The sequence below is a fragment of the Burkholderia sp. Bp8998 genome, assembly GCF_003854235.1.
Classification (GTDB): Bacteria; Pseudomonadota; Gammaproteobacteria; order Burkholderiales; family Burkholderiaceae; genus Burkholderia.
The window spans coordinates 1-24,761 of sequence record NZ_QTQF01000067.1 but is presented as its reverse complement, the minus strand read 5'-3'; the positions used below and the strand labels follow the sequence as shown (position 1 = coordinate 24,761).

Sequence of the window (24,761 nt, the reverse complement as noted above, 5' to 3'; positions counted from 1 at the left end):
ACTCGCAGTCCCGCTGCCCGACGATCGAGCGCGTCCTTGCCTCCGCCGTCTCCTGGATCGGTGCATTCCTTTTGGTCACCGTCATCGTGCTGCTGTTTGCCGGCGTAGCCGCACGACTATTGCACACGTTCTTGAAATTCATGAATCGCACTACTCAATAATCGCGACCATTTCTATGGGGCTGGGATTGTTTTCACCACCCTTCGGCGCCGATTATTACAGTGACTACGCCATCGGCAATACAAACCTTGACGACGGCGCCCAACCGATCTGGCACCACTTGGTCTTACTCTTAATTGGCATCACCATCGTCGCCTCCTTCCCGCTTCTTGGGATGGGATTAATCCAAGCACCTTAAGATCTATTATCGCCGAATGATTTGCCATTTCCGCGACAACCCCCTCAAAAAATTGGGACATCACCTATCACACATTCGCTCATCTCGAGATAGCGCACCCGACAATATCGAATCACGACGACTCGAAATCCAATAACACTCCGCATAAAATCCTAATGAAATTCTGGAATTTCATGGTTGGCGATCCAATTTATATATCACGTCAATCAATAACATAAGGAGTACAAATACACCAGACCCACACTCCCAATGCAAAAACAATGCACCAACCCCACACAAAGTAAAACTCACACCCAAAAAATCAAACACACTCACAAAACCAATTGGAGATCATTTAATGAAGAAGCTTCTTCTCGCATCAACTGTACTAGGAATAGTAAGTTACACCGCCCATGCGCAGAGCAGCATTCTGCTTTATGGAATTATCGACGAGGGAATCAACTACAACAGCAATGCAAACGGTGAGCGTCTGTACAATCTTTCGAGTGGAGTCTTGAATGGGAGCCGCTGGGGGTTGCGCGGGAACGAGGATCTTGGCGGGGGAGTCGCGGCCATATTCGTGCTTGAAAATGGCTTTGACCTAAATTCAGGAAAGCTTGGGCAAGGAGGCCTCGAATTCGGGCGCCAAGCCTTCGTCGGGGTATCGAGCCCATACGGAACACTAACAATTGGCCGGCAGTACGATTCGGTCGTTGACTATCTCGGCCCTTTGGCGATTGGCGCCCAGTGGGGTGGTTCTCTTAATGCTCATCCGTCGGACACCGACAATTTTAACAACACAAATCGCACAAATAATGCGATTAAGTTCACCAGTCCGACGTTGGCTGGGTTCACTTTTGGCGGCATGTACGCGCTCGGGGGAGTGGCGGGACACGTAAGCCGCAATCAGATCTGGTCGCTTGGCGCGAGATATTCGAATGGGCCATTTGTCGCATCAGCCGGTTATCTTAATGTACGCAACCCAAATGTATCGTTCTATGGAGCAGGCGGTACGGCCGCGTCAGTAGTCGCAGGAGTGCCGGGATCAAATTTTGGGGCGTCTCCGATTATTTCCGCCTATGCGTCTACTCATACCTACCAGGTAATCGGGGCCGGAGCCGCGTACACTATTGGAGCTTCAACATTCGGCGCAAACTATTCCAACACCAAGTATATGGGACTCGGGGATTCTACATCGGGCCCCGTCCCTGCTAGAGGAATTTCTGGAACTGCGACTTTCAATAACGCAGAGTTAAATTTCAAATATCAGTTCACTCCAGCATTACTTATCGGCGCAGCGTATATGTACACAAGAAGTGGCGGCAGCGCTGGCGCAGGGGGCGCCACATACAATCAAGGATCGGTGGGGGTCGACTACTTCCTTTCAAAGCGGACCGACCTTTACCTCATTGGAGCCTATCAAAAGGCTAATGGGACTGATTCCACAGGCAAAACCGCGGTCGCATCGATCAATCAGTTGACGCCATCGAATAGCGATCGCCAAGCGGCAGTGCGTCTCGGCATTCGCCACAAGTTCTGATCAACTTTGAATTGTCGGCATAGTAACTGCGGCATCTGAGGGTAGTTCCCAGATGCCGCACCCGCCAACGCTCAGACGACCATTGCTATCGCGCGCCTTCATATCGTCAGTGTCACCCATCACTTTCGCAAAGTACCTGAGGCGAGATCGGCGCCCGCGTCACTCGCCCCTTTCATCAGTTGTAGATTGCAACGTCCAGGTCGGAATGCTCGCAATATGTCCTTATAACCCGGCGCACTTGCGTCAGTTCCTTCTGCACAGACCAATGGTTATACGTCGCCACAGCCCTGCACGAGCATGACATCCGCTTGAGAGAACGCGCTGGCTAATCTTGAACTTATGCCATGGAGACTCTCGATACACGAACCACTTTTGTTTCAGTTCGCAGGACACAAGCGAGCTTTTCGCAAGCGCCCTGAGCACAGGACGCGCGCCCCTCATTTTTGCGTTAAGCAACGTCTGGAACCGAACACACCTCGAGACTGACGCCAAGCCGCACGTTGTCGCCGATCGCTGCCGAACAGACTAGACGGGCATGGAACTTCGAAACTCGAAAGCCTAGCCATGCCGAGCAAGATACGTGTCTGAGCCGATCTTCGTTGGCATCCCCAAGGCTCTTCCCCCTCGCGCAAGCCTTCATGACGTTTCGTGCAGGTAGCTTAACCAAGCTCGAATGTATCACTCGCACTGATCGAGCAGACCCACAAACTGACCATACGGACAAAAAAAATGGCTCCATGGTATTTTCGAGAATGGCTCTGATTGCCGGCTCCAGAGACACGTATAGTTGCTCGAAGCATGCCCTTCAAGTCGGTACCGATGGCGAGGGGTGAGCAGTCTCCCAACCCTCTACGCAGATGGAAATCATGAACAACTCTGAACTGCAGAACCGTAAGAACGCGGCAACTCCGCGTGGCGTGGGCGTAATGTGCAACTTCTATGCCGAACGAGCCGAAAACGCTGAGCTCTGGGACGTTGAAGGCCGTCGGTTCATCGATTTCGCCGCCGGCATCGCAGTATGTAACACCGGGCATCGCCACCCGAAGATTGTCAAAGCGATAAAGGACCAGCTCGAGCGCTTTACGCACACTGCTTACCAAATCGTACCGTACGAGTCTTATGTGTCGCTTGCGGAAGCTGTCTCAGCGCGCGCGCCGGGGAGTTTTACCAAAAAGGCTGCGTTCTTCACGACCGGCGCCGAAGCTGTCGAAAATGCAATCAAAATTGCTCGTGCATCGACCGGCCGTCCGGGAGTGATCGCGTTCTCCGGCGGCTTCCACGGCCGCACGATGATGGGTATGGCACTGACGGGCAAGGTTGCCCCTTACAAATTGAGTTTCGGCCCGTTTCCGGCAGACGTCTACCACGCTCCGTACCCCAACGCAGTGCATGGCATTAGCACGGCCGACTCGCTCAAGCACATCGAGATGCTTTTCAAGGCTGATATCGAACCGAAACGCGTCGCCGCAATCATCTTCGAGCCCGTTCAGGGCGAAGGTGGCTTTTATCAAGCGCCAGCCGACTTCGTACTCGGCCTGCGCAAAATCTGCGATACGCACGGCATTCTGTTGATCGCGGACGAAGTTCAGACGGGATTTGCCCGTACCGGCAAGCTGTTCGCGATGGAGCACTACGACGTCGCCCCCGATCTTATGACGATCGCTAAGAGTCTGGCAGGCGGTATGCCGCTGTCTGGCGTGGTGGGGCGTGCCGAAGTAATGGATGCAGCGGCACCTGGCGGCCTTGGTGGCACATATGCTGGGAACCCGCTCGCCGTCGCATCGGCTCACGCAGTCCTTGAGATCATCGACGAAGAGAAGCTCTGCGAGCGCGCCACGAAGCTCGGGAACAAGCTCAAAGCCCGCCTCAATGCGCTTGAGCCTGATGTACCTCAGATCGCCGAAGTCCGAGGACCGGGTGCAATGAATGCCATCGAGTTCTGTAACCCCGACACGGGCGAAGGTGATGCCGAGTTCACCAAGCGCGTGCAAACCGCTGCACTTGAGCGAGGCCTTCTGCTGCTTGTATGTGGGGTCTACTCGAATGTAATTCGCTTCTTGTACCCGCTGACGATCCAGGAGCCTGTCTTTGACGAGGCTCTGGATATCCTCGACGAAGCTATCAAGATCGCCGCTGCACACGCGGCGTAACACTGCACGTAGCCGCAAGATCGGAGCTATTGGCACGTCGGCATCGCCGGCGTGCATGTTCAATAATCGAAATACTGTACAGCGATGAATCTGAAAGACCCAACCCTTCTACAAAGCAAAGCCTTCATCGGCGGAGAATGGCTTGCGGCAGAGGATGGCGCGACCCTCTCGGTTACCAATCCAGCAAATGGCGAGCATATTGGTCACGTACCTCGTCTGGGGGTGGCAGAGACGCGTCAAGCCATCACCGCAGCCAACGAAGCATGGCCGAAGTGGCGCTCCAAGACTGCCAAAGAACGAGCGACCATCCTCCGCAGATGGTATGAGTTGATGATCGAAAATGCGGACGATCTCGCACTTATACTCACGACGGAACAGGGCAAACCCCTTGCGGAAGCAAAGGGCGAGATCCAGTACGCTGCGTCGTTCATCGAATGGTTCGGCGAGGAAGCGAAGCGGGTTTACGGTGACGTTATCCCAACGGTCGCAAACGACCGCAGGATTGTGGTGACTAAGGAGCCAATCGGTGTTTGTGCGGCCATCACCCCCTGGAACTTCCCTGCAGCAATGATCACCCGTAAGGTCGGACCGGCATTAGCTGCTGGGTGCACGATTATTGTTCGCCCGGCCGATGCAACGCCATTCTCCGCGCTCGCGTTGGCCGTCCTTGCTGAACGCGCCGGCATCCCCAAGGGAGTCTTGAGCGTAATCACGGGAAGCTCACGCGTAATCGGTGGTGAACTGACTAGCAATCCGATTGTACGCAAGCTCTCCTTCACCGGGTCCACTGAAGTAGGCAGCACGCTGATGGCCCAGTGTGCGCCAACTATCAAGAAACTTTCCCTTGAGCTGGGTGGAAACGCTCCGTTCATCGTATTTGACGACGCAGACCTCGACGCCGCAGTAGCCGGTGCAATCGCGTCGAAGTACCGAAACAGTGGTCAAACGTGTGTCTGCACCAATCGATTCTACGTTCACGACCGCGTATATGATCAATTTGCAAGCAAGCTCGCAGAGGCTGTAAAGCAACTTAAAGTTGGACACGGTACCACTGAAGGAGTTACACAGGGCCCGCTAATTAACGAGTCTGCGGTGCTCAAGGTCGAGGAACACATTCAAGATGCCCTCGCGAAGGGCGCCAGAATTCTAACCGGTGGCAACAGACACGCACTCGGCTATGGATTCTATGAACCAACTGTCCTCGTCGACGTAACCGCCAAGATGGCGGTTGCCCGTGAGGAAACATTCGGCCCGGTCGCTCCGCTGTTCCGTTTCTCAACCGATGATGAGGTCGTCAGACTCGCAAACGACACCGAATTTGGTCTCGCTGCGTACTTCTACAGCCGCGACATCGGCCGAATCTGGAGAGTTGCAGAAGCACTCGAGTACGGTATGGTCGGAGTCAATACTGGCCTGATTTCTAACGAGGTCGCACCGTTTGGTGGGGTCAAGCAATCTGGCATCGGACGTGAAGGCTCGCACTACGGCATAGACGAATATATGGTCATCAAGTACATGTGTGTGGGTGGAGTGTAAGTACTCAATGCTACCGCTTCAACGGGCGGTAGCATTGGCAAACGCCGGGATACCAGAATTTCCGTATTCGAGGCGGGTTGACATTCACACGAATGGTCGAACGAATCGATCCTCGTAGACGATGGCGAACGGGTTCATAACGGTCTTCCAGTCATCAGTGGCACGGCCCCATGGCAGCGATGTTGAGCAGTACCCGCCAGATGAGCTTGGGGGCAGCCTGATCAGCGCGGAGTGCCATTAGGTCTCGAGGATCTTGCGCAAGTGCGAGTTGATGTTCTCGATAGCGCTCGTAACCGGCATGATATAGCCGGTGCCTCGCGTTCCCGCGCCGAGTGGTTTGAGCGTATGGTGTGACCATCCAGGACAGGGGCACTGGGGAGCACTTCGGGGGGGGCAGGCCATTGTTGCACAATGAGCCGCGAGCTCGTGTTAGTAGTTGGCCGCCCCTGCGACCCGCCCGGTTGCGCTGTGAGCGCGAATCCGTGGTTGTCGTGCTGTCCCACCGGCTCCCAACAGTGATCTGATATGGGAGACGGTTATGCGAATCGTGGGGTTTGATATTTCGCGCTCCATGGCCGAGATCGCGTACCTGGAGAATGGCACGCTGCATGCAGGCGGCCGAACCGGGTTGCGACGCGACGAACTGGAACGCTTTGCCGAGAAACTGCGTGCCACCGATCACGTGGTGCTCGAGGCGACCGGCAACACTGCCGCCATCGTCAACGTGCTACGCCGGCACGTCGCGAGTGTGGCGATTGCGAATCCGCTGCAAGTCCGGCTGATCGCCGAGGCACGAGTCAAGACGGACAAGATCGATGCAGCCGTGCTGGCGCAGCTGTATGCGAGCGCCGTCGCGACCTCTCGCAAACTCTCAGTGATCGTATGGTATGTTCTGACACGCGGCGAACAGTTCGCGTGGGATCGCCCTGCGTTGACCGCGCACAAACTGCGCGCGCTGGACCGCAGGCCGGAATGCCGGCGCAACATGGTTCGCGCAAAGGTTCGGCTGCCGCCTACAGCCTGAAGAGCATTCGTCAGCAAGAGCGAGCCGTGCCTGAGCAGTCTGAGCGAACCTATCAGAGACTGTTTAACCGGTGGGGAAGCAGTCGCGCCCAAAATCAGACGGTGTGCCGATACAATGGCCAGAAGCGCGAACATAGCGAACGAGCGAAGTGCGGCGCGGGAGCTTGTGCATTTGATCCCTAGTGTATATAACCTTGCGAACTACTGTTGGAAAGGCGAAGAACGGAATCACGCGATCCCATGCGTTGCGCCACGCCGCGCTGACCGGTGGGAATTTCTGCCCCATGGCCCGTCGGCAAACGCATTGGGTTCCGCTTCCGGCGGCTTCTGCACTCGGCGCCGCGTAGATCGGGCGAATCGCGGCAGCCAGCCCCCTACGGTCGTTCCAGCTCGCGTAATCGAGGCTATTCCGGATCAGGTGAACGATGCAGGTTTGCAGCGTGGTCGCCGGAAACACTACCGCCAGCGCTTCGGGCATGCCTTTGAGGCCATCGGTCACGGCGATCAGGATGTCGTTGATACCACGCGTCTTGAGGTCGTTGAAGACCTTCATCCAGAACCTGGCGCCTTCGGTGCTTTCGATCCACAAACCCAGGATATCGCGTGTGCCGTCGGGCAGAACTCCCAGTGCAAGGTAGATCGCCTTGTTGCGCACGACCGCATCTTCGCGAATCTTGACCCGCAGCGCGTCAATGAACACGACCGGGTACATCGGCTCAAGCCGCCGAGCCCGCCAGGTGGTGACTTCAGCCACGACCTCGTCGGTGACCGAGCTGATGAAATCGGGCGAGACCTCGATATCGTACTGCTCTGAGGCTCATCCAATTTCCGTCCCAGTCAGAGTTGAAAGATTCCGACGTGTGCGACTACCTGCTTCTTCGGCGAATAACACAACAATTGAAGAGTTAAAAAATCACTGCTAGAAAGTCTACGCGATCCTAGCTCACGTAGACTTTTCGCCATTAAACGGACCAACTTGATCAGTTGAGAACACCCGATTGCGAGAAGAGGACAGTCTTTCCACTAGCCGATACTGTCACGGCTGTGAGCGATTCACGACCGGCTCTCTGCTGACCATGAAATGTTCTGCCATCGTCCCCGCTCTCAAGAACAACCCCATCAAGTGCGGAGGCAAAAACAACTCCATGTGATCCAGCGGAGAAGCCAGTTATCGAATTCGAAAAATCAGTTGCAGAATGCGTCCAGTTGGCACCGTGATCATCGCTTCGATAGACGTTCCCCCGCAGCCCACCTACGAGCAAGGTGCCATCCGGTAACGCAAGCCCCGTCCAAAAAGAGCCCTGATATCCAGTCTCGACGTACGACCAAGTTTGACCGCTATCGGCGGAGCGCAATACAAGACCTTGCTCACACGAAATATAGATTCCGTCCTTGCCGTCCCCAAAGACAGAGAAGAAGTTTCGGTCGGCCTTCTTCGCCCCAGGTGGGACAGGAGCTTTTACGGTCTGCCAGCTTGCGCCGCCATCCTTCGTTTGCAGCATTAACGACCACAAACCTACAGCCCAACCATTCTGGCGATCCTTGAAATACACCCCCCATAGAGGCTGATCGACCGAAAGGTCTTTACGCTGCAGTGTCCAATGCTCCCCCCCGTCGCTTGTATGAATAACAACGCCACCGTGCCCGACGGCCCAGCCGTTGTCGCGATCCACGAAGGCAACCGCTGTAAGCGTCGTGTCCACGGGCACCGAACGAGCCTGTCGAAACGATCCTCCATTATCATCGGATAACATAACAATTCCGTGGTCGCCGACAGCAACGATTCTGCTTGACGCCTTAGCTGTACCCAAGATTTGAGTCCCACGTAGAGCCGGACTGGGTTGAGCGGCGTGAATTTGAACCACCGCTGTTCCCGCGATTGGTGGCAGATCGTCCTTCGCGGCAAACACAACATCGCTACCGGCAATGATAAGAAGCGCAGCGACGCACCTACTCATTTTCAATCGAGTCGTCATTTCACGCCTCCCAATCAATGACCAACAATGCCAGGCGCACGGACCGGCTTACGACGAGGAAACACGCGCTCAAGAATGACCGCTAGAGCCGGCAAAGCCGTCATTGCCATAACCAGGTTCACGATAAACATAAAGGCCAGCAGCTTGCCCATATCCGCCTGAAACTTCAGGCTAGAGAAGCTCCACGTTGCCACACCAATTGCAAGTGTGATTGCAGTAAATATTGTGGCCATCCCGACTTCTAGAATCGAGTGCTCGAGTGCATCAACAATATTCTGCCCCTCCGCAAGGTGGGCCTGAAGTCGGTTGTAGATGTAAAAAGCGTAATCCACCCCAATACCCACAGCCAGCACCATTACCGGCAATGTGGCAACAGTGAGCCCAATCTCAAACTCCTTCATGAACCAGTACCCAATAAACGTACCAACCGTCAGGGGAAGGCAACATGCAACCACCGCCCGCAGATCCCGATACACGACGAAAACGAGGAAGATGATTGCCGCATAGACGTAGAGCATCATTGGCAACTCGCTCTCGGCAACCTCATCGTCAATTGCGGCGAGAACACCGGCATTACCAGCAGCAAGGCGCACGCGCACTCCTGGCGTCGGGTGAGCATCACGGAACTGCTTGACCGAATCAATCACTCGGTTAATAGTCGCTGCTTTATGATCGGATAGATATAGGTGTATCGCGGTCATACTGCAGTCTTGATTCACATAACCTCGCACCCGCCCGATCTCGGAACTGAGGCTAGCGTAGTTGCCCGGATCAATCGGTACGACGTTCATTTTCGGATTGCCTTCGTTGTACCCCTGGCTATAAGAGCGCAGCATTCCCGGATAGGAGGAGATGGACACGACACCTGGAACATTCTGTAGCGCATAGGTCAGCTTGTCATCAAACTGACCAACCCCGGGCCTTTCACACGAGTTCGGCGGTGCCTCAACGACGACAGACAGCCAGTCAAGACCCATATCGAAATTGCTGGCAATTGATACCGCATCACGATTGAACCGCGATTCCGGCCGAAGCTCAGGAGCACCTGGTTGCAGCGTTCCAACCACACGATCCCGGCTTTCCCACACCGATGCCGAAAAGACACCCACAAGGATGAGCAAGACACACACTGCATTGCGTGGCTCAGCAACCCGGGAGAGCACCCTCAGCCAATTCGAACGTTGCTCACGCTTTTTCATCATCGAATCAGCATACTTTTGATCGAAATGAAAATAGGATGCCGTTAGCGGAAGCATCACGAGGTTAGTCAGAATTTTGAACCCTACACCAAGAGATGCGGTAATCGCCAGTTCCCGAATCATTGGAATCGGGATAAGCAACAGTGTGACAAATGACACGAGCGCCGTCACAAGCGCTAGCGTGCCAGGAATGAGCAGCCCGGTGAAACTGGTTCGCGCTGCTTGCATGGATGATTTTCCGTGCGCGAGCTCTCGTGTAATGTAATTGATCTGTTGAACGCCATGTGACACACCAATGGCGAAGACGAGGAAAGGAACCAACACTCCCAACGGGTCAAGACCAAATCCCAATAACTTCAGCGAACCAAACTGCCACACTAGTGACGTTAGAGAGCACACGATCGGAAGTACTGTGAAGCGAATCGAATGGCAGTACCAATAAACCGCAAGCGCAGTCAGCAAGAGCGCAATCACGCAGAACATCAATACGGATTTTGCGCCGTCGGCAATATCACCAATCTGCTTCGCGAATCCAATTATCTGAACTTCGTAGGTGGAATTCTCGAAAGGCTTCCGAATGGAGTTTTCGAGAACATGATTGAATTCAACATAATCCAGCTTTTTCCCATCCGCCCCGAGCTCACTAAGCTCAGCGGTGATCATCGCCGCCTTCCCATCACGCGATACCAGCGATCCAACAAATCCCCCTTCGACCGTTGAGCGTCGAATCTGCGAAATTACTTCCGCACTCAATCCATCGGGCGTGATCGTACCTGGAATCAACGGCTGAGATCGGAAACCCTCCTCTGTAATTTCGTTAACAAAGCTATTTGGTGTCCACAACGATTGCACGCCGAGACGATCAACATTCGGAAGGTATACAACCGCCTGAGTCAAAGCGGCAAGCTTCGCCAGTCCGTCCTTCGTCCAGATCGTGCCATTACGCACGCGCAACACTACAGTAAGGCGGTTCGCAGAGAAGAGGTTCGCCCGATACTGATTGAGTGTTTTCACATATTCGTGACCGACCGGTATCTGCTTTTCAAAACCGGCATCCATTCTCAACTGCGCGGCAAAGAAAGCCATAACGGCTGTGAAAATTACAAATACCCCCAAGACTGGCCCTCGACTACGAAACAGCCAGTCTTCGATACGTTTGATACGTCGACCTAACACGTTTTTTCTCCTAAGACGGAACCCTCATGACTGAAGGTCCGTCGCAAGCCTTCAATTGCTCACCAGTTTCTGGTGACGAACAATCCGACAAAATTGCGATCTGCGTACGGCTGAGAAAGTGCATTACCGCCAAAATACATCGTATAGTTCAGGCCGGCTTGCCAAACGGTCGGATTTTGGTTGAACAAGACATATAGGTTCACTGACTTCGCCCCACTCATGTAGTTCGCAGAGAGAGTCGGCGTGTATCCCGACAACGCAGCAGAAAAAGTCACGCCCGGCGTCACTTGCCAGCCAGGAATTACGGTACCGTCATAAGTCCAGTTAAAATCGAGCGTGATACCCGTTGATAGTGCCGTACCCTTGGGGGCCGCGATCGGGTACCCCAGGTTGGAATTCGCCAACCATGTTCCGTACCCAGCAGCGGGGATCTGATACGTGGGTGTACCGTTGACAGAGCCGTAGAATTTCGAATCCGTATTCAGACCAGGAAAGTGGATTGCAGTGAACTCACCCGTAAATACGGCCATGTCTGCGCCCAGGTACTTCAGGAACGGATAGGAAGATTTCGTAAGATTCAACTGGGCGTTGATATCGAACTGAAATTTCTTCATTTCCGAATACGCGTTGCACGTTCCCGCTACGCCGTTGGTGTTGACGTCGGCCGGACCGCCAACTCCATAGCATCCCGAGAGTGCGACTGCTTCACGTGGGCGATAGGAAAGCTCACTGCCGATTGCCCAGTCCCCAAGGGAGAAGTTCGCACTCACCCCAAACAATTGACGATTCGGAAGATACGAGAATTGTGCGCTGCCGTTAGCAAGATTAGTCAGAACGGGCGTTTTATCCGTGTAGTTCTCGTAATAAAATGCAAATGTTGCATCGACGAAGCTCGGGTGGTAACCAATCTTCACACCGTACTGCGGACGATTGCTGGGCAAATTGTTGCTAAAAGGCACCCCAATCGGGCTAGTCGGGAGGCCAGTATACGCACCATTAACAAGGTTGTTATTGGTTGCGTTCAGCGTACCATTGCTAACTACGCCATGACCGCCCGCAATGGTGCCGCCATCAAGGCCACCTACGTTGAAATTGTTACCACTGACCGATGCCGGCTGCGAACCACGACCAAAAACATCCGATGCCGACCAAAAGCCCCCCACTGGCGGGTAGCGGTTACCGACCCATTGCCATTGATAATAGGCTTCTGTTGAAAAACCGGCAGGAAGACTGCTTGCAAAGCTAATCATGGGAGCTGGCAACAGCGCCTGCTTCAGCTGCGTGCCCGGAACAAGTAGCTTCTGGATATCTAGACCGTTAGTAGCATTGATGCCACCAGATGCAAAATAGCTTTCACCCCAGTTGATAACCTGGTTACCGACGCGAACATGCGCGCGCTCGTCTCCGATATGAAAATCTTTCTGTGCCCAAAGATCCAACAATTGGACGTTGCGAACGAGCTGGTTATATGCGCTAGGTGCCAACTCTGTTCGTTGCGTGTGCGCCGCCGCAAAATCATACATGCCAGTACCGCGGATCATGAATTTGTATCCTTCGGACGGCATAGTCAGCAGCAGCTCGGAGGTGAGGCTCAGGTATGCGCTGGTAGGTTGGTACTTACGGTAGTTGAGGTCACCATCGTCGCCGTTCGCCCATTGAGCGGTATTCGCTCCAGGCCCGCAATTAGCCGTATTGGGGTCACCGGTCAGCGAGCAGCTCGGATTCTTCGTTCGAACCGACAGACCACCGGTTACGTTCGTGTTCCACTGCCCCTGCAGGTCACCGAATCCGGTGCTGAAAGAGTACGCATATGCTTGACCACTTGCCAGAACGGAGAATACCGTTGGCACAACGAAACTTAGGACTTTCCTCTTCACTTTGCTCTCCCCTGCCGATGGTTTCCGACGAATTGTCTGAACAGCGACCCGTATCAAGTACGCAAGCGCTCAGTCACTTGACTTCGAAAATTTACGATCTCTATGCAACTGATGTCCCTGCGTGACTTCGCTCTGCTCTGCTCTGCCCAGGCCTATGCATGAACGCCGTCTGCACTCTTCGGTCCGCCTAGGCTATTCAGCCACATCGCACACTTAAGTCAGACATTTGTCGTGTCTCACAGATTAGCCACACATAAACCCGATCCAAAATCCCCTTGGCCCTCGAGATTTTTTGTCTCACTCACTTTAAGTGTAGACAACCAATCCGCCTCTATTTTTTGGTTTCCTTTTTGTTCCCAGCCGTCCGTGAACCACTCGTTTGCGCGATTCCGTTTTTCTGGAATCTCGTAGGGATACCGTAATCGATATCAATCGAGTGCGTCGACAACGACCAACCACCTCCCTGTCAGAACGCAGACCAGCCGTTCCGAGCAGGGAGTGTTAGCTATTTCCTCACTGCGAACTGACAGCCTGCAGGCTCTCACCCGTGAAAAAACCCTCGGTCAGACGTCGGTCAGACTTCGCGTCCTGAATATTCTTGAAATCTTTTCCTGTACCGATGATCGTCATATCAAGAATGTATCGACCATTGATCAGATCGTTCTGAATGAAGGCATTAAGATTGCACGCACCAAGATCCCATTGCGGAGTAATGTAGTTTTCCTTCGCTTTCCAGATCTTCCCTTGAGCGTCGTAGTCATCTCCGAGCGCAGCGATCCAGCTGTCTTCGTCCAGGTAGATGACCTTCTTAGGCGTCGAGTGGCGCATGCCCTGTTTGACAGTTCCAACCAACTCCCAAACCCGGTGCAGTTCGTAACGACGGAACGCTGGATTCACGAAATGAGGTCCAGTGACGTCGCTGAGCTTAGCCGTCGCGTTTTGCATCGCAAAGACGTTGTAGGGGATATAGATCTCTTTCTTGCCAACCAGCTTCCAGTCAAACCGATCGGGAAGGCCGTTAAAGACGCCCGTTGAATCGATCGTATACTCATTCTCATAACCGATCATTGGCGCGTCATAGGTGTATGCGGGAAGGCGTCGAACGCGTCGCTGCCCTGTAAAATAGTAGAATGTGTCGGCGTCCTTACCAAAGTAGTTTCGCGCCATCGTTCCCTGCCCCGCAAGGGCAGCCGGGCTACTATAAACGTAATACTGTCCGCTCTGGAGTCCACCAGACTCCTTAGGGCTGTGCTGCCCCTTGGCTCCCCAAGGGAAGTATCCCAAAGCTTCTGAATGGTATTCAATAGACTGAGTTGAACCTGTCCGCGGCGAGAGATAGGTCAAGATGTCAGGATAGACGGTTCCCGCGCCCTGATATCGCACCAAGAAGTTCCACAGAGCCTGAATCCCGTTTTGAGGCACAGGAAACGGAACGCCGGGCAGCACCGCGTCTTCCAACGACCATCCGTTACTCCCAATCGCCGACTTCGACGCCCCATCCTTCGTGTTTTGTGCGACATCCTCGGGCACACCACAATCGCGGTGCGTCGGGTAGACCGGCATCGTATACCCTGGAACATGCTTGAGCGTCTCGATCTGACCAGGTGTCAATTTGTCTGCATACTTGTCGACGTTGGATGCGTCGATCACGAAGAGCGGCTTTTCGTCCTTGTATTTCCAATGGTCCTTCCGGGGCTTGCCATACGTCCAGCTCCCCACAGGCTTCGCCTGTCCCTCAAAAGCCGGAATCTGACCATCCTTGCTCCCCGCTTTCTCTGCCCCAGTCGCAGTCAGCTCATCACCGAGCTTCGAAACGTCAGCCGCAGCGACCGGCCAAGAATGGACCGAAAAAAGCGCCAGCGCTGTAAGCGCAAACATCGACTTTTTCATCTTCATGACCTTCTCTCCTCTTTATGAACTCGCACTTATCGTCGGGTGCCGACGACAACTCTGGATGCCCACCATTGCCGCCCTCACACACTGGCCAAGAGTTGCTATCCCGCAAACATCCTGACCCGTATGCTTTTAGACTGACCGGTAAGTATAAAAACAGCCCAAAAAAAACAGCGCAACGTTCGTGGCTGTGTTTCCTCTGGATGCATCGTCCTAGGCTGGCCATCGTCCCAGTGCTGGCCTCCGGTCAGTCTCCTAGGTAGACGCTACAGTAGTTACGACGCTAGCACCTCTGTTACGAAAATCTACGACAACGAATATTTTGGCACAAGCTTTTTTTTCCACAGCTAGACCTAAAATGACGAAACCCAATCTGGGCAAGGACTCGCGCGGTGCCGGTACTTCCCCTAGTCCCGTTTACTCGGCACGTGGCCAAATCGCATCGCGGTAGGGGAAACACTGATTCACCGTGTACCTTCTTCGCAGCTCGTACGTCCGCATGCGGCCGGCGCACGTCGGAATAGTGCCATCCGATTGACCCGGTCCGAAACTCGCGTCCCCCCTTCGTCCGCACGATATAGACAGGCTCGACGGCGCGATGCACGTACGGAGCCAATTGTGGCTACGTCGGTCAACGTCCTCGCAGGCATCGTCATCCTGATCGGTCTTCGAAGTACTACTTACCCGATGATGTGCTTCTATGAGCACTTATTCCTCGGACGTACGGTGCCGCGCTGGAAGTCAATGCGGCACCGGCACAGGCCTCAAAGCGAGCACGCTCGGAAGTAGATACCGCTTCGAACAGTGAACCGGACATGACACTGTCGACGTCTTCTTTGGCGTCGACGGAGGGAAAAGCCAGCATCACACCGGTGCGCTCGATCTCAACTGCAAGCGTCTCTGCAACAAAACGCGACCCGGCGAAGCTGGTCGATCCGCGCGCCCTCACCCCGAACTCAAGACTCGCGTCCGATTGCTGTTCGTCGTAGATCTGTCCTGGACCATCAGTGCGCTCCCTGCAGCCGTCGCCCCGAAGGCACAGTCGCCGTCTATTTGCCCGGACTTGCCCTGCGTCGCAGCTTTGTACGCGGGCGAAGCCCCAGGACCGATGCCCGAGACACTGCGATCACGCCGATGCAGTACGCTCGATTCCGCGGACCCTGCGCCCGCTTCGATGGGCCGACGAGAAACTCGCGGGGGCTACCCTATTCTGCAGCTTCGATGACGACTTGGCAGTTCACCTCACACGAACCGGCAACCGCATTCGCGCGCCGCCAACTCCGATCCATCCACCACTCGACCCCGTTCACTGATCACTCTTCGACCAGCAAGCGCTGCTCGATCTAACCGTCGCTCGCTGCGCTTGCCTCCACCCGCGAGAGGACCGGCGCTAACCGCCCGCCCAAGCTCACCGCGCGCGTGGGCACGGCATTAACCGAGCAAGCTCGATCGTGTTCCGCACGCAGGCCGCTACCATCGGTACACCTCCCTCTGGCTTAGCAACTTGTCGTCGTCGTGGTTGAGGGATCGAAGTTTGCCCCCTCTTTGGCCAGTCCTGATCGACATTCCGGACGTCGGAGTCAAGACTACGGCACACCCCGATCGAAGTTGCCGACAAACCACCTCATGGGCTCATTGCTCGCGCAAGATCCAACAATGCAGAACTCCGCTACAACGCCCTCTTCACGCTCGAACGGCGCCGCCGCAACGCGTGGTCGAAACGCAGCGCGACGACTCCATTTACCAATCCAAGTTAGCCCTGACCTCTTGACAAAAGATATAGCCGCCTTGGACGTCGGGCATCGGTTCCACGACTTGGAACGAGTTGCGCCACTCCCACGATGCTTCCCAACATTGACTTCTGGGGTGGTTAGGGCAAACTGACCGCTCAGTCATAAAAAATGTCCATCCGTTCACTGATTTATCTCTTCCCCCAAGATCGCCCGGCGGATGTGTGTGGCATACCTTACGGATCGTAATAGGATCCGGCACAAGGTGCGTCAGGCGACTACCCCAGAGAAATCTATAAAGGAATTTCCTATGCCAATATTCAAGTTAGATGACAAGATTCCCGAGATTCATGAGACTGCGTTTGTCGCCGAGACGGCGTCGATCATCGGAGATGTCGTTCTCGAGAAGAATGTCAGCGTTTGGTTTGGAGCGACGCTTCGCGGCGATGACGGGAGCATTCGTGTCGGCGTAGGTTCGAACATCCAGGAGAACGCAGTGCTTCACGCAGATGACGGATACCCTATCCTCATATCCGAAAACGTTACAGTTGGACATCAGGCCATGCTGCATGGCTGCGAGATCAAAAAATGCGTTCTGATCGGTATGCAGTCCGTAATCATGAACGGCGCCATAATCGGGAATCACAGCATCGTTGGAGCGGGAGCGGTCGTCACAGAAGGAAAGATCTTTCCCGAACGTTCGCTAATCCTCGGATCTCCCGCTAAGGTTGTGCGACTTCTCGATGACCGTGAAATTCAGGACCTCGAGAGAGGAGCCGTTCATTATGTCAACCGACGGGGGCAATACAAACGCAGCCTCGTTCGAATCGGATAGTATGGACTCCGGTCCTCACAATAGCAACTACCGGAGTGGCCAAAATCGACCCGGATCATATCAGCGGATACGGACAGTTTACTCAGAAGGCTGTCAGCGATTAAACCCAGTTCGAGTTACAAACAACACAACGGAGGGAACGCATAACGTGCGCCCCTCCGGGTGTTTCAGGGGGCTGCTCCACAGCCCCTAACAGCTCTTAGGTAATCGCTCGTTTTGGCGCCATCAGCAGCAGCCATACCAGCGCTACAGCATAGAGAACTGGAATTGACATAAAGAGCATCTTATAATTGTTGTGCGTGATTGTGAGCATATAGCCAACAATCTGCGTCATGAACATACCACCAACAGCTGCACACATCCCACCGAAACCAAATACCGTTCCGACAACATTCCGGGGCGTGAAGTCCATCACGATACTGTAGATATTAGAGATCCACGCTTGGCCTGCTGCAATGCCAAGAGCAATAGCCAAAACTGCTGTCCATAAATGACTTGAGTCGGCCGCGACAACACTAATGACGGCGAGTGCACACAGAAACATGGCGCTAAGACGCGCATGAACTGGTTGCATGCCACGGCCGATCAGGAACGACGAAAGGATTCCCCCACCGATGCTGCCAGCGTCAGCCGCAAGGTAGATGACGATCAAGGGCAACCCAATCTGATTTACGCTGATGCCCAATGAGTAACGCTGATGAAGATACGGGGGCAACCAGTACAGATAGAACCAGAACACCGGCGCCGTCAGCGTAAATGCGATTGCGAACGCCCATGTTCCTCGCATTGCAAGAATCCGATGCACCGGGACGCGAACCATCGGCGATTCGGTACCGCTCCTTACGTGCTCCAGTTCCAATTGACTGATCTTCGGATGCTTTTGCGGATCGTAGTAGTTTCGTGCCCAAATTACGGCCCATACCACTCCCAACAGACCAATCGCCACGAATACCGCCTGCCACCCGAGCGCAAGCAATATCAGCGGAAGTAGAATCGGTGTGATGATGGCACCGACATGGGTGCCGGCGTTGAACAGTCCCGTTGCGATTCCTCGTTCCGTTGCAGGAAACCAAAGCCGGACAATCTTAACACCTGACGGATAGTTTGCACCCTCAGTCAGGCCCAGAACTAGTCGGCAAATCATGAAACCAGCTACCGACGTGCTCAACGCGTGCAATCCGGTCGCGATGCTCCATAAAAAGACGGCAATGAAAAATACGCGCTTCACGCCAAATCGATCGATCAAAGTGCCCTGTACGAAATATCCAACTGCATAACCGGCCTGGAACCAGAAATTGATATTGGCATAATCCATTGTCGACCAACCTAGAGAGACGCTCAAGATTGGTTGCAGTATTCCAAGTGCCGCACGATCAATGTAGTTGAGCGCTGTCGCAGCAAATACCAGAGCAAGCATGGCCCAGCGCAATCGCCCCACTGAAAATGCTTGGCGCATTGCGTTGGCCCGAGTTTCCCGGGCCCCGACAAGATCGGAGTCGCGCGTAATCGGCATGGTTTCTTCCCTACATTAATCAAAGGTTGACTGGTCGAGAGTCAGCTTCCGCGAGGCCGGACGAACGCATTTTCCTGCCGCTCTCCGGCCAACTTCGAACGTCAGAATCGATGGACGATAGCAACTCGAGCCCCAATCTGACGATTCGTCGTAGACATCAGTGCTGCCGTACCCTGATAGAGATCCGCGTATCGCGCATCGCCAGCTGCTTGCTGCAACGCAATCAGGCCATATACCTCCGTTCGCTTAGAAAGTGCGTATCTCGCGCCCGCGATAAAGCGATGATATTTCAACGTCTCCTGCAAGTAATCGATGTGTCCGACAGTGTATAGATATCCGCCAATCAAACGCAGTGCCGGTGTCATTTGGTAGCGGACCGACACATCGTAGTTATCGTAAGAGACATCACTCGCGGTACCGTTTGCCTCCGAGAATCGCGTTCGGGTATAGATCCCACCGATGGTGACACTATTAAATGCATAGGTGCCACCCGCCGCGAGAATGCTCATGTGATCCGGGTTCCCGATATAGCTCCAAGGCCCATTCGCGCCAATTGACGAGCCGCTCGTGTTGGCTAAGAAGTGACCGTCACCGGTCGTGAAAGACTGAGCTGGTCTATTTGCGTAGAGGTAAGATATAGCAACCCGGAGGCCACCTGCAAAATAATCCGTGCCGATACTCAAAACCGGAATAGTACGCCGCGGACCAGCGCCCGTCGAATTGCTGAAATTCATCAGCATGCCGACGCGAAGCCCAGCAAGTACAGGGCTCGTGTATTTCACTGCATTATCGATCCGGAAGGAATTGACAATATTATCGACGTCCGTTGCATGCGCCGCATACGTTCCGAGCTCAGACGTCGTTGACGCGAACTGCATGAAGTCCACGACTGAATCATATTGCCTACCGAATGTGACGGCCCCGAACCGGTCCGATGCCAATCCCACATATGCCTGCCTGCCAAATTCACGCCCACCTTGAGCCGTCACGCCACCGGGAAGATTGAAACCACTCTCGATACGAAAAATCGTCGCGAAACCACTCCCAATATCCTCGCGCCCCAACAATCCCCAACGACTTCCGTAAACCCCAGTGTAGGTTCCATCGCGCATAGCATAGATATTCTTGCCATCCGAATTATTTACAAAATCGATACCGTTATCTATCAAACCATATAGTGTTACCGAGCTCTGCGCACTCGCACCTCCAATGGAGAAAAATACAAGCGACACCGTCAACACCATAGTAATTTTATTTTTCATTCGCATACCGAATTTACTTGACCGCCGAGATATTCAAAATATCATTTGTCGACCGTGAGCTCCCTCACCGCTATTTCCGCCAAGAATCGTTTCTGACACCATCCCGAGATGGTTAGGAATGGAGAGACGGCGAACGGCTACACGAGTTTCCGATCCGGAGATGTCGTCACGAGGTTAGAACTTATATGACGTAAATTTGTCCGTCAAGTCTATTTTTAGACCAATGGGTATGCCTACATGTGCGCGCACATCCGATCCGGGGAAGCTCATCTAAACACGGACTTGTACCGTTCCAGCTCATCAGCGCGGAGAACGCCCACCACCTGCCCGAGTTCCCGCCACGTAAGCCATGAAGTCTCGTGACCGAGACCGCTCAGACGGAGCGGTGAACGCCCTATGATTACCCATTAGCCGCAAGCTTTCGACTTTGCCCTGCCTCAGTTTATCCAGCGGCCGTCACCCTATCGTAGGCGGGCGGCGGAATTGGCATCGAAGCAGAGCAAATCATGTTTTCCAACCGGCTTTGACTACCGCAAGCCGCACTGCCATGGGAAGTCAGTCCCATATGTCGCTTGAGCGGCGCCTACGATACCGCAACAGCGCGCTCAAGCGCACCACACTAACTCCCCTACTCTTTGTCTTGGGAAAGCAGTCCGGCGGCCTACGACAACCTTACGGACGACCAAGTAGAGCGCCGCAACCACGCACCGATCGAGCGCGGACACATCTACACTTGGACTGCGTATTTGTCACACCATGTGATGGCGCCATCTTGACCCTGTGCGATCTTACGATTTCACGCTGCACACTGCCTTTTCAGCAGACGATTCGCTCGGCACGTAGGAAACCAAAAGGCCCCAGACAGGATCCGGCAGTCGACAAGGAAGCCTCTTGGTCACCCAAATTCACATATCGCACACCGGCATCGTGGATGCAACCACGCGTATTTTGAATCGCGTAGACTAGGTAGCTACCCTAATCTTTACCAAATCAAATGTTGACCCTGTCTTCGTTAGTCGTGCGGTTCTGGAGTTTCAACGGCGTCGCCGGCGCTCTTGCTGCGGAGGTAGGACATGATCCGGGCCGGATTCGGCTGCTCAATGCGGTGAGGGCAGTGGGTGCCTCGTTAGTTTCCGCCATTATCCTCTATCAGTTCACCATTCAGTTCAAACATCCAATAGCACTTGCGGCACCCGGGTTCTTAATTTCATTTCTGTGGGTACTTCTTGCGCGCGAGAATACATTTCTCGGGCAAATCAAAATGCTACTCGCATCAAGCACGATAATTTCTGCAACCCTAATCATATCTCCCCTTCTTAGTAATTTCCAATTATCGTTTGGCGCCACATATCTTTGCGCCGGGATATTTATTGGAATTTTACTCCAAGATTGTATGCGACGCGCTTTAGGCATAACAGTGATCTGGTTCGTCGCAACTTGCGTTGAACTCTATTTGAGCCCACCGATTACGGCAATTCCGTTTCAAATCGCATCGGTCGCAATTGGTGCAGTGTCAACGTTAGCTATTTGCATTCTTTTTTTCCCTCACTCACCCATTCGTATATTGCAAAGCGCTCTGCTCGACTTTCAGTGGAATTCGAATCTCATACGTCACAGCGCACTCAACGGCTCATCACGAGTCGATGTTCGCAAGAAGGCCAATCAGAGGGCATGCGGCCGAATGAGTCGGTCGATAGCGGTGATCGAAAACGAACTGCGCGGTCATCGCTCTCCTCAGTCAGATTCTCTCTTTCATGCTTTGACTCGGGCCCATGCTGCCTGCTGCTATTTGGCTAATCCAGAAGCGCAAATCCTACCGCCAACGTGCAACTCCGCGATACATGACAACGGTTCGGCCGAGTGGCTACGCGGTAGGATGTCCGCACGCATCGCCCTGCTCGACGAATCCATATCAACGCTGCGTATTATTGCCGAGAAGATTGAGATTCGCCCAATCGCTCTTACTGCCAAGAAACCAATTTCTATAAAATCACTCGCGTGGCGACCCGCGATTCAAATCACATCAGCCGTCACGGCGGCACTGTTACTGGCAGAATTCCTTGTTCCTGGTCGATGGTACTGGGCGGTGGTTACAGCAAATGCCGTCCTTGCTCGCTCTAATACCGCAACTCTTCATAGGAGCTTTCTTCGACTCGTCGGCACCGTCGCGGGTTTGGTAATAGGATTGGTGGCGGGCTGGATCATCGGTGGAAATTTGATGCTCGCATGTGCAGCAATGTTTGTCGTTATTTTTGCGCTGCACTTCTACATCCCTGCCAACTACGGAATCGGAGTGTTGTTTGCAACGATTTTCGTCGGTTTGTTGTACGCCTCGCTCGGATTCTCTGAGACTCAAATCCTTCTCACGCGTCTCGAAGAAACTGGGATTGGCGTCTTGGCCGCGATATTTGTTTCGATAGCGCTATTTCCGACTAAGACAGTAAGCGAGGCATCGTTAACCGAGCGTGGCGTCCTCATTGCATTGATAGAAGCCGTAGACACACTCGCCAACGACTCCAAAGAGAGCCTTTACAACACGTACCAACAATTTCGCGTCCTTGATCAAAAATTAATCGAGGCAGAGCTAGCACTGCGACCGGTAATCACCTTAGAAGGCCTTATTGGTAGGCGGACCACCTACGAGCGATGGATCTGCCTTGAGGACTGTTGCTCATGGCTCAAGATTGCGCTTCACGATCTGGATTTGGATTCGTCGAAACCAGCAGAAACCCCGACTCATTTTCGATCGCTGGCATCCATGCTAAAGGGTATCGTGGATGGAACATATGTACTACGAGACGGGTCGGGCCAGGCACTTCCGTACCGCGACAGAAATGAAGACGCAACAGCCAGAGCTGCGGCCGCACTCGATCGATACTGGGCGGCAAACCGCCGGCAATCCTGATCTCGTCGGCCCATAGCAGCATGGGATTGGAGTGCAGCGACCGTGTCAGAAGACACCCAGCGATCGGCTGGTTGCACCCAGTCGGCCCATTTGAACTACCATGAATACCGACACTGCCTCTCGAAAAGTCAGTTGCAGTTCCATGAATCACAACCCACTCAACCGGGCTGGTTTCCGGTCTCAATCTCTCCCGGAAGAACAGAGATTTCGTTAGCAAATTGGAGGAGCGGCACCATATCGACTACCTCATGGTGGATGAGTGAACGCCGCTGCCTGCAAACTTCCCGTGACGCGACACCATCCCAGTCGGGTGCGTAGCCGCGTGCCTCGACGTACCTACCACTTCTTGACAACCACCCATGCACTGCAACTTCAATTGATCGCAGTGCACTAGATCCATGCATGTAATTAGCACGCCAACGCAGGATAACAGGAGCGGCTATCGCGATTGCCTCTTCCAAGCGATTCAGTTCCGCGAATCCAAAGGCGACGACGAGTCGGCTTCGTTGAGACGCTGTCGTTATCAGATCGAGGGCTTCAATGAGCTCATCGCAGTGATATTTTTGTAGCATGAGACTGCATGCGACAGCAGTCAGCAGGTTGAGTCGTGGTCGCGAACTAGAGATCGAGGCCGCGGCAATAGACCAGTGATCTATTGCCTGATTCGCGGCACTTAACGCTACGAACGGATCACGCCGCGATATTGCACTCACAGACCGAAGGTGTGAAGCAGCTGCGCGCAATACCGCGCACGAGAAACCGTCCCCGTGCTTCCCCGACAGTTCACTGAGGTCATTGAAGTCGCCTCCGGCAGAAGCGTGCTTGAGCACTTCTCGCGCAGCTTCCAGCCGCTGACACGCCGACGCAATTCTGGCGATATCGTCAGAACTGCGCCGATTCAGCCCCGACTCCGAGCCGTTCCGATGATGGAAATCGACCAAAAGCACCTCGTTTCGCCTTGCACTGTATTGGGTGAACCCTCAAAGCTTCGGGACCCGGCCAGGCCAAGGAGCGACGGATTCCATTTGGGCTGCCGCCACGAGGATTTGATCTTCTCGGCCAAAGCAAGCAATAACTTGTACCCCAATCTTCGCGGACGAGTGAGAACACATCTGCTATAGATCAATGAACTCGGCCACTTCTTCAAGTGACGCGCGCGAAGTACGATAGCCGTTAGCCGAATGAGACTCGTCCGGCCAACCAAGCGATACACCGTACACAATGTGTTCCTCCGCCGAGATCCCTAGCTGCTCACGAATCACATCGGCGCGATATGCAATCGATGCCTGCGGGACAGTGCCGACACCAAGAGCGGAAGCTGCGAGCATGAATGTGGTCAAGTACCCACCGCAATCCAACATACCGCGTGCGCCAAGTGTAGCGGGAGTGGTGACAAGAGCTAAATGCGGGGCTCCGAAGAAGCGATAGTTTTCAAGTGCCTGCTTCCCCGATGCCGTACGGTCTCCGCGCTGGATACCAAGCGCACTATATAGTTGCCAGCCACAATCGCGCCGCCGATTTTTATAAACGCCAAAATAGCTTGCGATCGGTGGTATATCCGCAACGGGGGCTGCTCCGCACAGTGCGCGCTCGTACATAGCATGACGAAGTCGATCTAGCGCAGCTCCGCTGATGATCCTTACTCGCCATGGTTGTATATTGCAGTCTGACGCGGTCTTTTGCGCTGCAGATAATATACTTAGGATAACGTCTCGTGCGACAGCATCAGCTTTAAAAGCTCTGCACGACCGTCGTTCGTCGAGAAGCCTTTTCAGCATCTCAAATCGCCTTTGACCTCGGCTCTCTTCG

The 24,761-nt window shown here is 54.0% G+C and carries 13 protein-coding genes and 3 pseudogenes; 7 read left to right on the top strand and 9 right to left on the bottom strand.

All coding sequences use genetic code 11. The features are described 5' to 3' along the window. Positions 1-13: 13 nt before the first annotated feature. From DIE06_RS39665 to gabD, 4 genes are all read left to right on the top strand, one after another. Positions 14-358 carry a TRAP transporter large permease subunit gene (locus tag DIE06_RS39665; RefSeq protein WP_409364538.1) on the top strand — a complete coding sequence of 115 codons (345 nt, stop codon included), beginning with the start codon at positions 14-16 and terminating at the stop codon, positions 356-358. Between the two features lie 337 nt (positions 359-695). Then, a complete protein-coding gene (locus tag DIE06_RS35630; RefSeq protein WP_124665434.1) occupies positions 696-1,877 on the top strand; it encodes a porin in 1,182 nt (393 codons plus the stop codon). 866 nt (positions 1,878-2,743) lie between these two features. Beyond that, positions 2,744-4,027 carry a 4-aminobutyrate--2-oxoglutarate transaminase gene (gabT, locus tag DIE06_RS35625; RefSeq protein WP_124665433.1) on the top strand — a complete coding sequence of 428 codons (1,284 nt, stop codon included), beginning with the start codon at positions 2,744-2,746 and terminating at the stop codon, positions 4,025-4,027. An 84-nt stretch (positions 4,028-4,111) separates the two neighbouring features. Further along, a complete protein-coding gene (gene gabD / locus DIE06_RS35620) occupies positions 4,112-5,563 on the top strand; it encodes an NADP-dependent succinate-semialdehyde dehydrogenase (RefSeq protein WP_124665432.1) in 1,452 nt (483 codons plus the stop codon). Between the two features lie 84 nt (positions 5,564-5,647). Here the strand turns inward: gabD and DIE06_RS39320 are convergent. Further along, positions 5,648-5,854: pseudogene (locus tag DIE06_RS39320) on the bottom strand (IS256 family transposase); the annotation flags it as partial. Positions 5,855-6,101: 247 nt separating this feature from the next. Between DIE06_RS39320 and DIE06_RS39315 the strand changes: the two are divergent. After that, a pseudogene (locus DIE06_RS39315) lies at positions 6,102-6,410 on the top strand (transposase); the annotation flags it as partial. A 270-nt stretch (positions 6,411-6,680) separates the two neighbouring features. On the opposite strand, the pseudogene DIE06_RS35605 reads toward DIE06_RS39315, so the two are convergent. The 5 genes and pseudogenes from DIE06_RS35605 to DIE06_RS35585 all read right to left on the bottom strand — a co-directional run. Continuing rightward, positions 6,681-7,400, bottom strand: a pseudogene (locus tag DIE06_RS35605) (IS256 family transposase); the annotation flags it as partial. Positions 7,401-7,566: 166 nt separating this feature from the next. Beyond that, the gene (locus DIE06_RS35600) at positions 7,567-8,562 is read right to left on the bottom strand and encodes a YCF48-related protein (protein ID WP_124665431.1); all 996 of its coding nucleotides are present in this window, start codon (positions 8,560-8,562) and stop codon (positions 7,567-7,569) included. A gap of 14 nt (positions 8,563-8,576) precedes the next feature. Further along, positions 8,577-10,937, bottom strand: coding sequence for an RND family transporter (locus DIE06_RS35595; protein WP_124665430.1), 2,361 nt, complete (start codon positions 10,935-10,937; stop codon positions 8,577-8,579). Between the two features lie 59 nt (positions 10,938-10,996). Next, positions 10,997-12,814 carry a DUF1302 domain-containing protein gene (locus DIE06_RS35590; protein ID WP_124665429.1) on the bottom strand — a complete coding sequence of 606 codons (1,818 nt, stop codon included), beginning with the start codon at positions 12,812-12,814 and terminating at the stop codon, positions 10,997-10,999. A gap of 513 nt (positions 12,815-13,327) precedes the next feature. Next, the gene (locus DIE06_RS35585; RefSeq protein ID WP_124665428.1) at positions 13,328-14,710 is read right to left on the bottom strand and encodes a DUF1329 domain-containing protein; all 1,383 of its coding nucleotides are present in this window, start codon (positions 14,708-14,710) and stop codon (positions 13,328-13,330) included. 2,037 nt (positions 14,711-16,747) lie between these two features. On the opposite strand from DIE06_RS35585, the gene DIE06_RS35575 reads away from it, so the two are divergent. After that, positions 16,748-17,272, top strand: coding sequence for a gamma carbonic anhydrase family protein (locus tag DIE06_RS35575; protein ID WP_124665427.1), 525 nt, complete (start codon positions 16,748-16,750; stop codon positions 17,270-17,272). Positions 17,273-17,471: 199 nt separating this feature from the next. On the opposite strand, the gene DIE06_RS35570 is transcribed toward DIE06_RS35575, so the two are convergent. Both DIE06_RS35570 and DIE06_RS35565 read right to left on the bottom strand, forming a co-directional pair. Next, positions 17,472-18,785: an MFS transporter gene (locus DIE06_RS35570; protein WP_124665426.1), complete on the bottom strand. Its 1,314-nt coding sequence runs from the start codon at positions 18,783-18,785 to the stop codon at positions 17,472-17,474. A 101-nt stretch (positions 18,786-18,886) separates the two neighbouring features. After that, the gene (locus DIE06_RS35565) at positions 18,887-20,047 is read right to left on the bottom strand and encodes a porin (protein ID WP_124665425.1); all 1,161 of its coding nucleotides are present in this window, start codon (positions 20,045-20,047) and stop codon (positions 18,887-18,889) included. A gap of 994 nt (positions 20,048-21,041) precedes the next feature. On the opposite strand from DIE06_RS35565, the gene DIE06_RS35560 reads away from it, so the two are divergent. After that, positions 21,042-22,952 (top strand): FUSC family protein, encoded by a 1,911-nt coding sequence (locus tag DIE06_RS35560; RefSeq protein ID WP_124665424.1) that lies wholly within the window; start codon positions 21,042-21,044, stop codon positions 22,950-22,952. A 1,115-nt stretch (positions 22,953-24,067) separates the two neighbouring features. Here the strand turns inward: DIE06_RS35560 and DIE06_RS35555 are convergent. Continuing rightward, positions 24,068-24,730 (bottom strand): nitroreductase, encoded by a 663-nt coding sequence (locus DIE06_RS35555; protein ID WP_124665423.1) that lies wholly within the window; start codon positions 24,728-24,730, stop codon positions 24,068-24,070. Between the last annotated feature and the right edge of the window lie 31 nt (positions 24,731-24,761).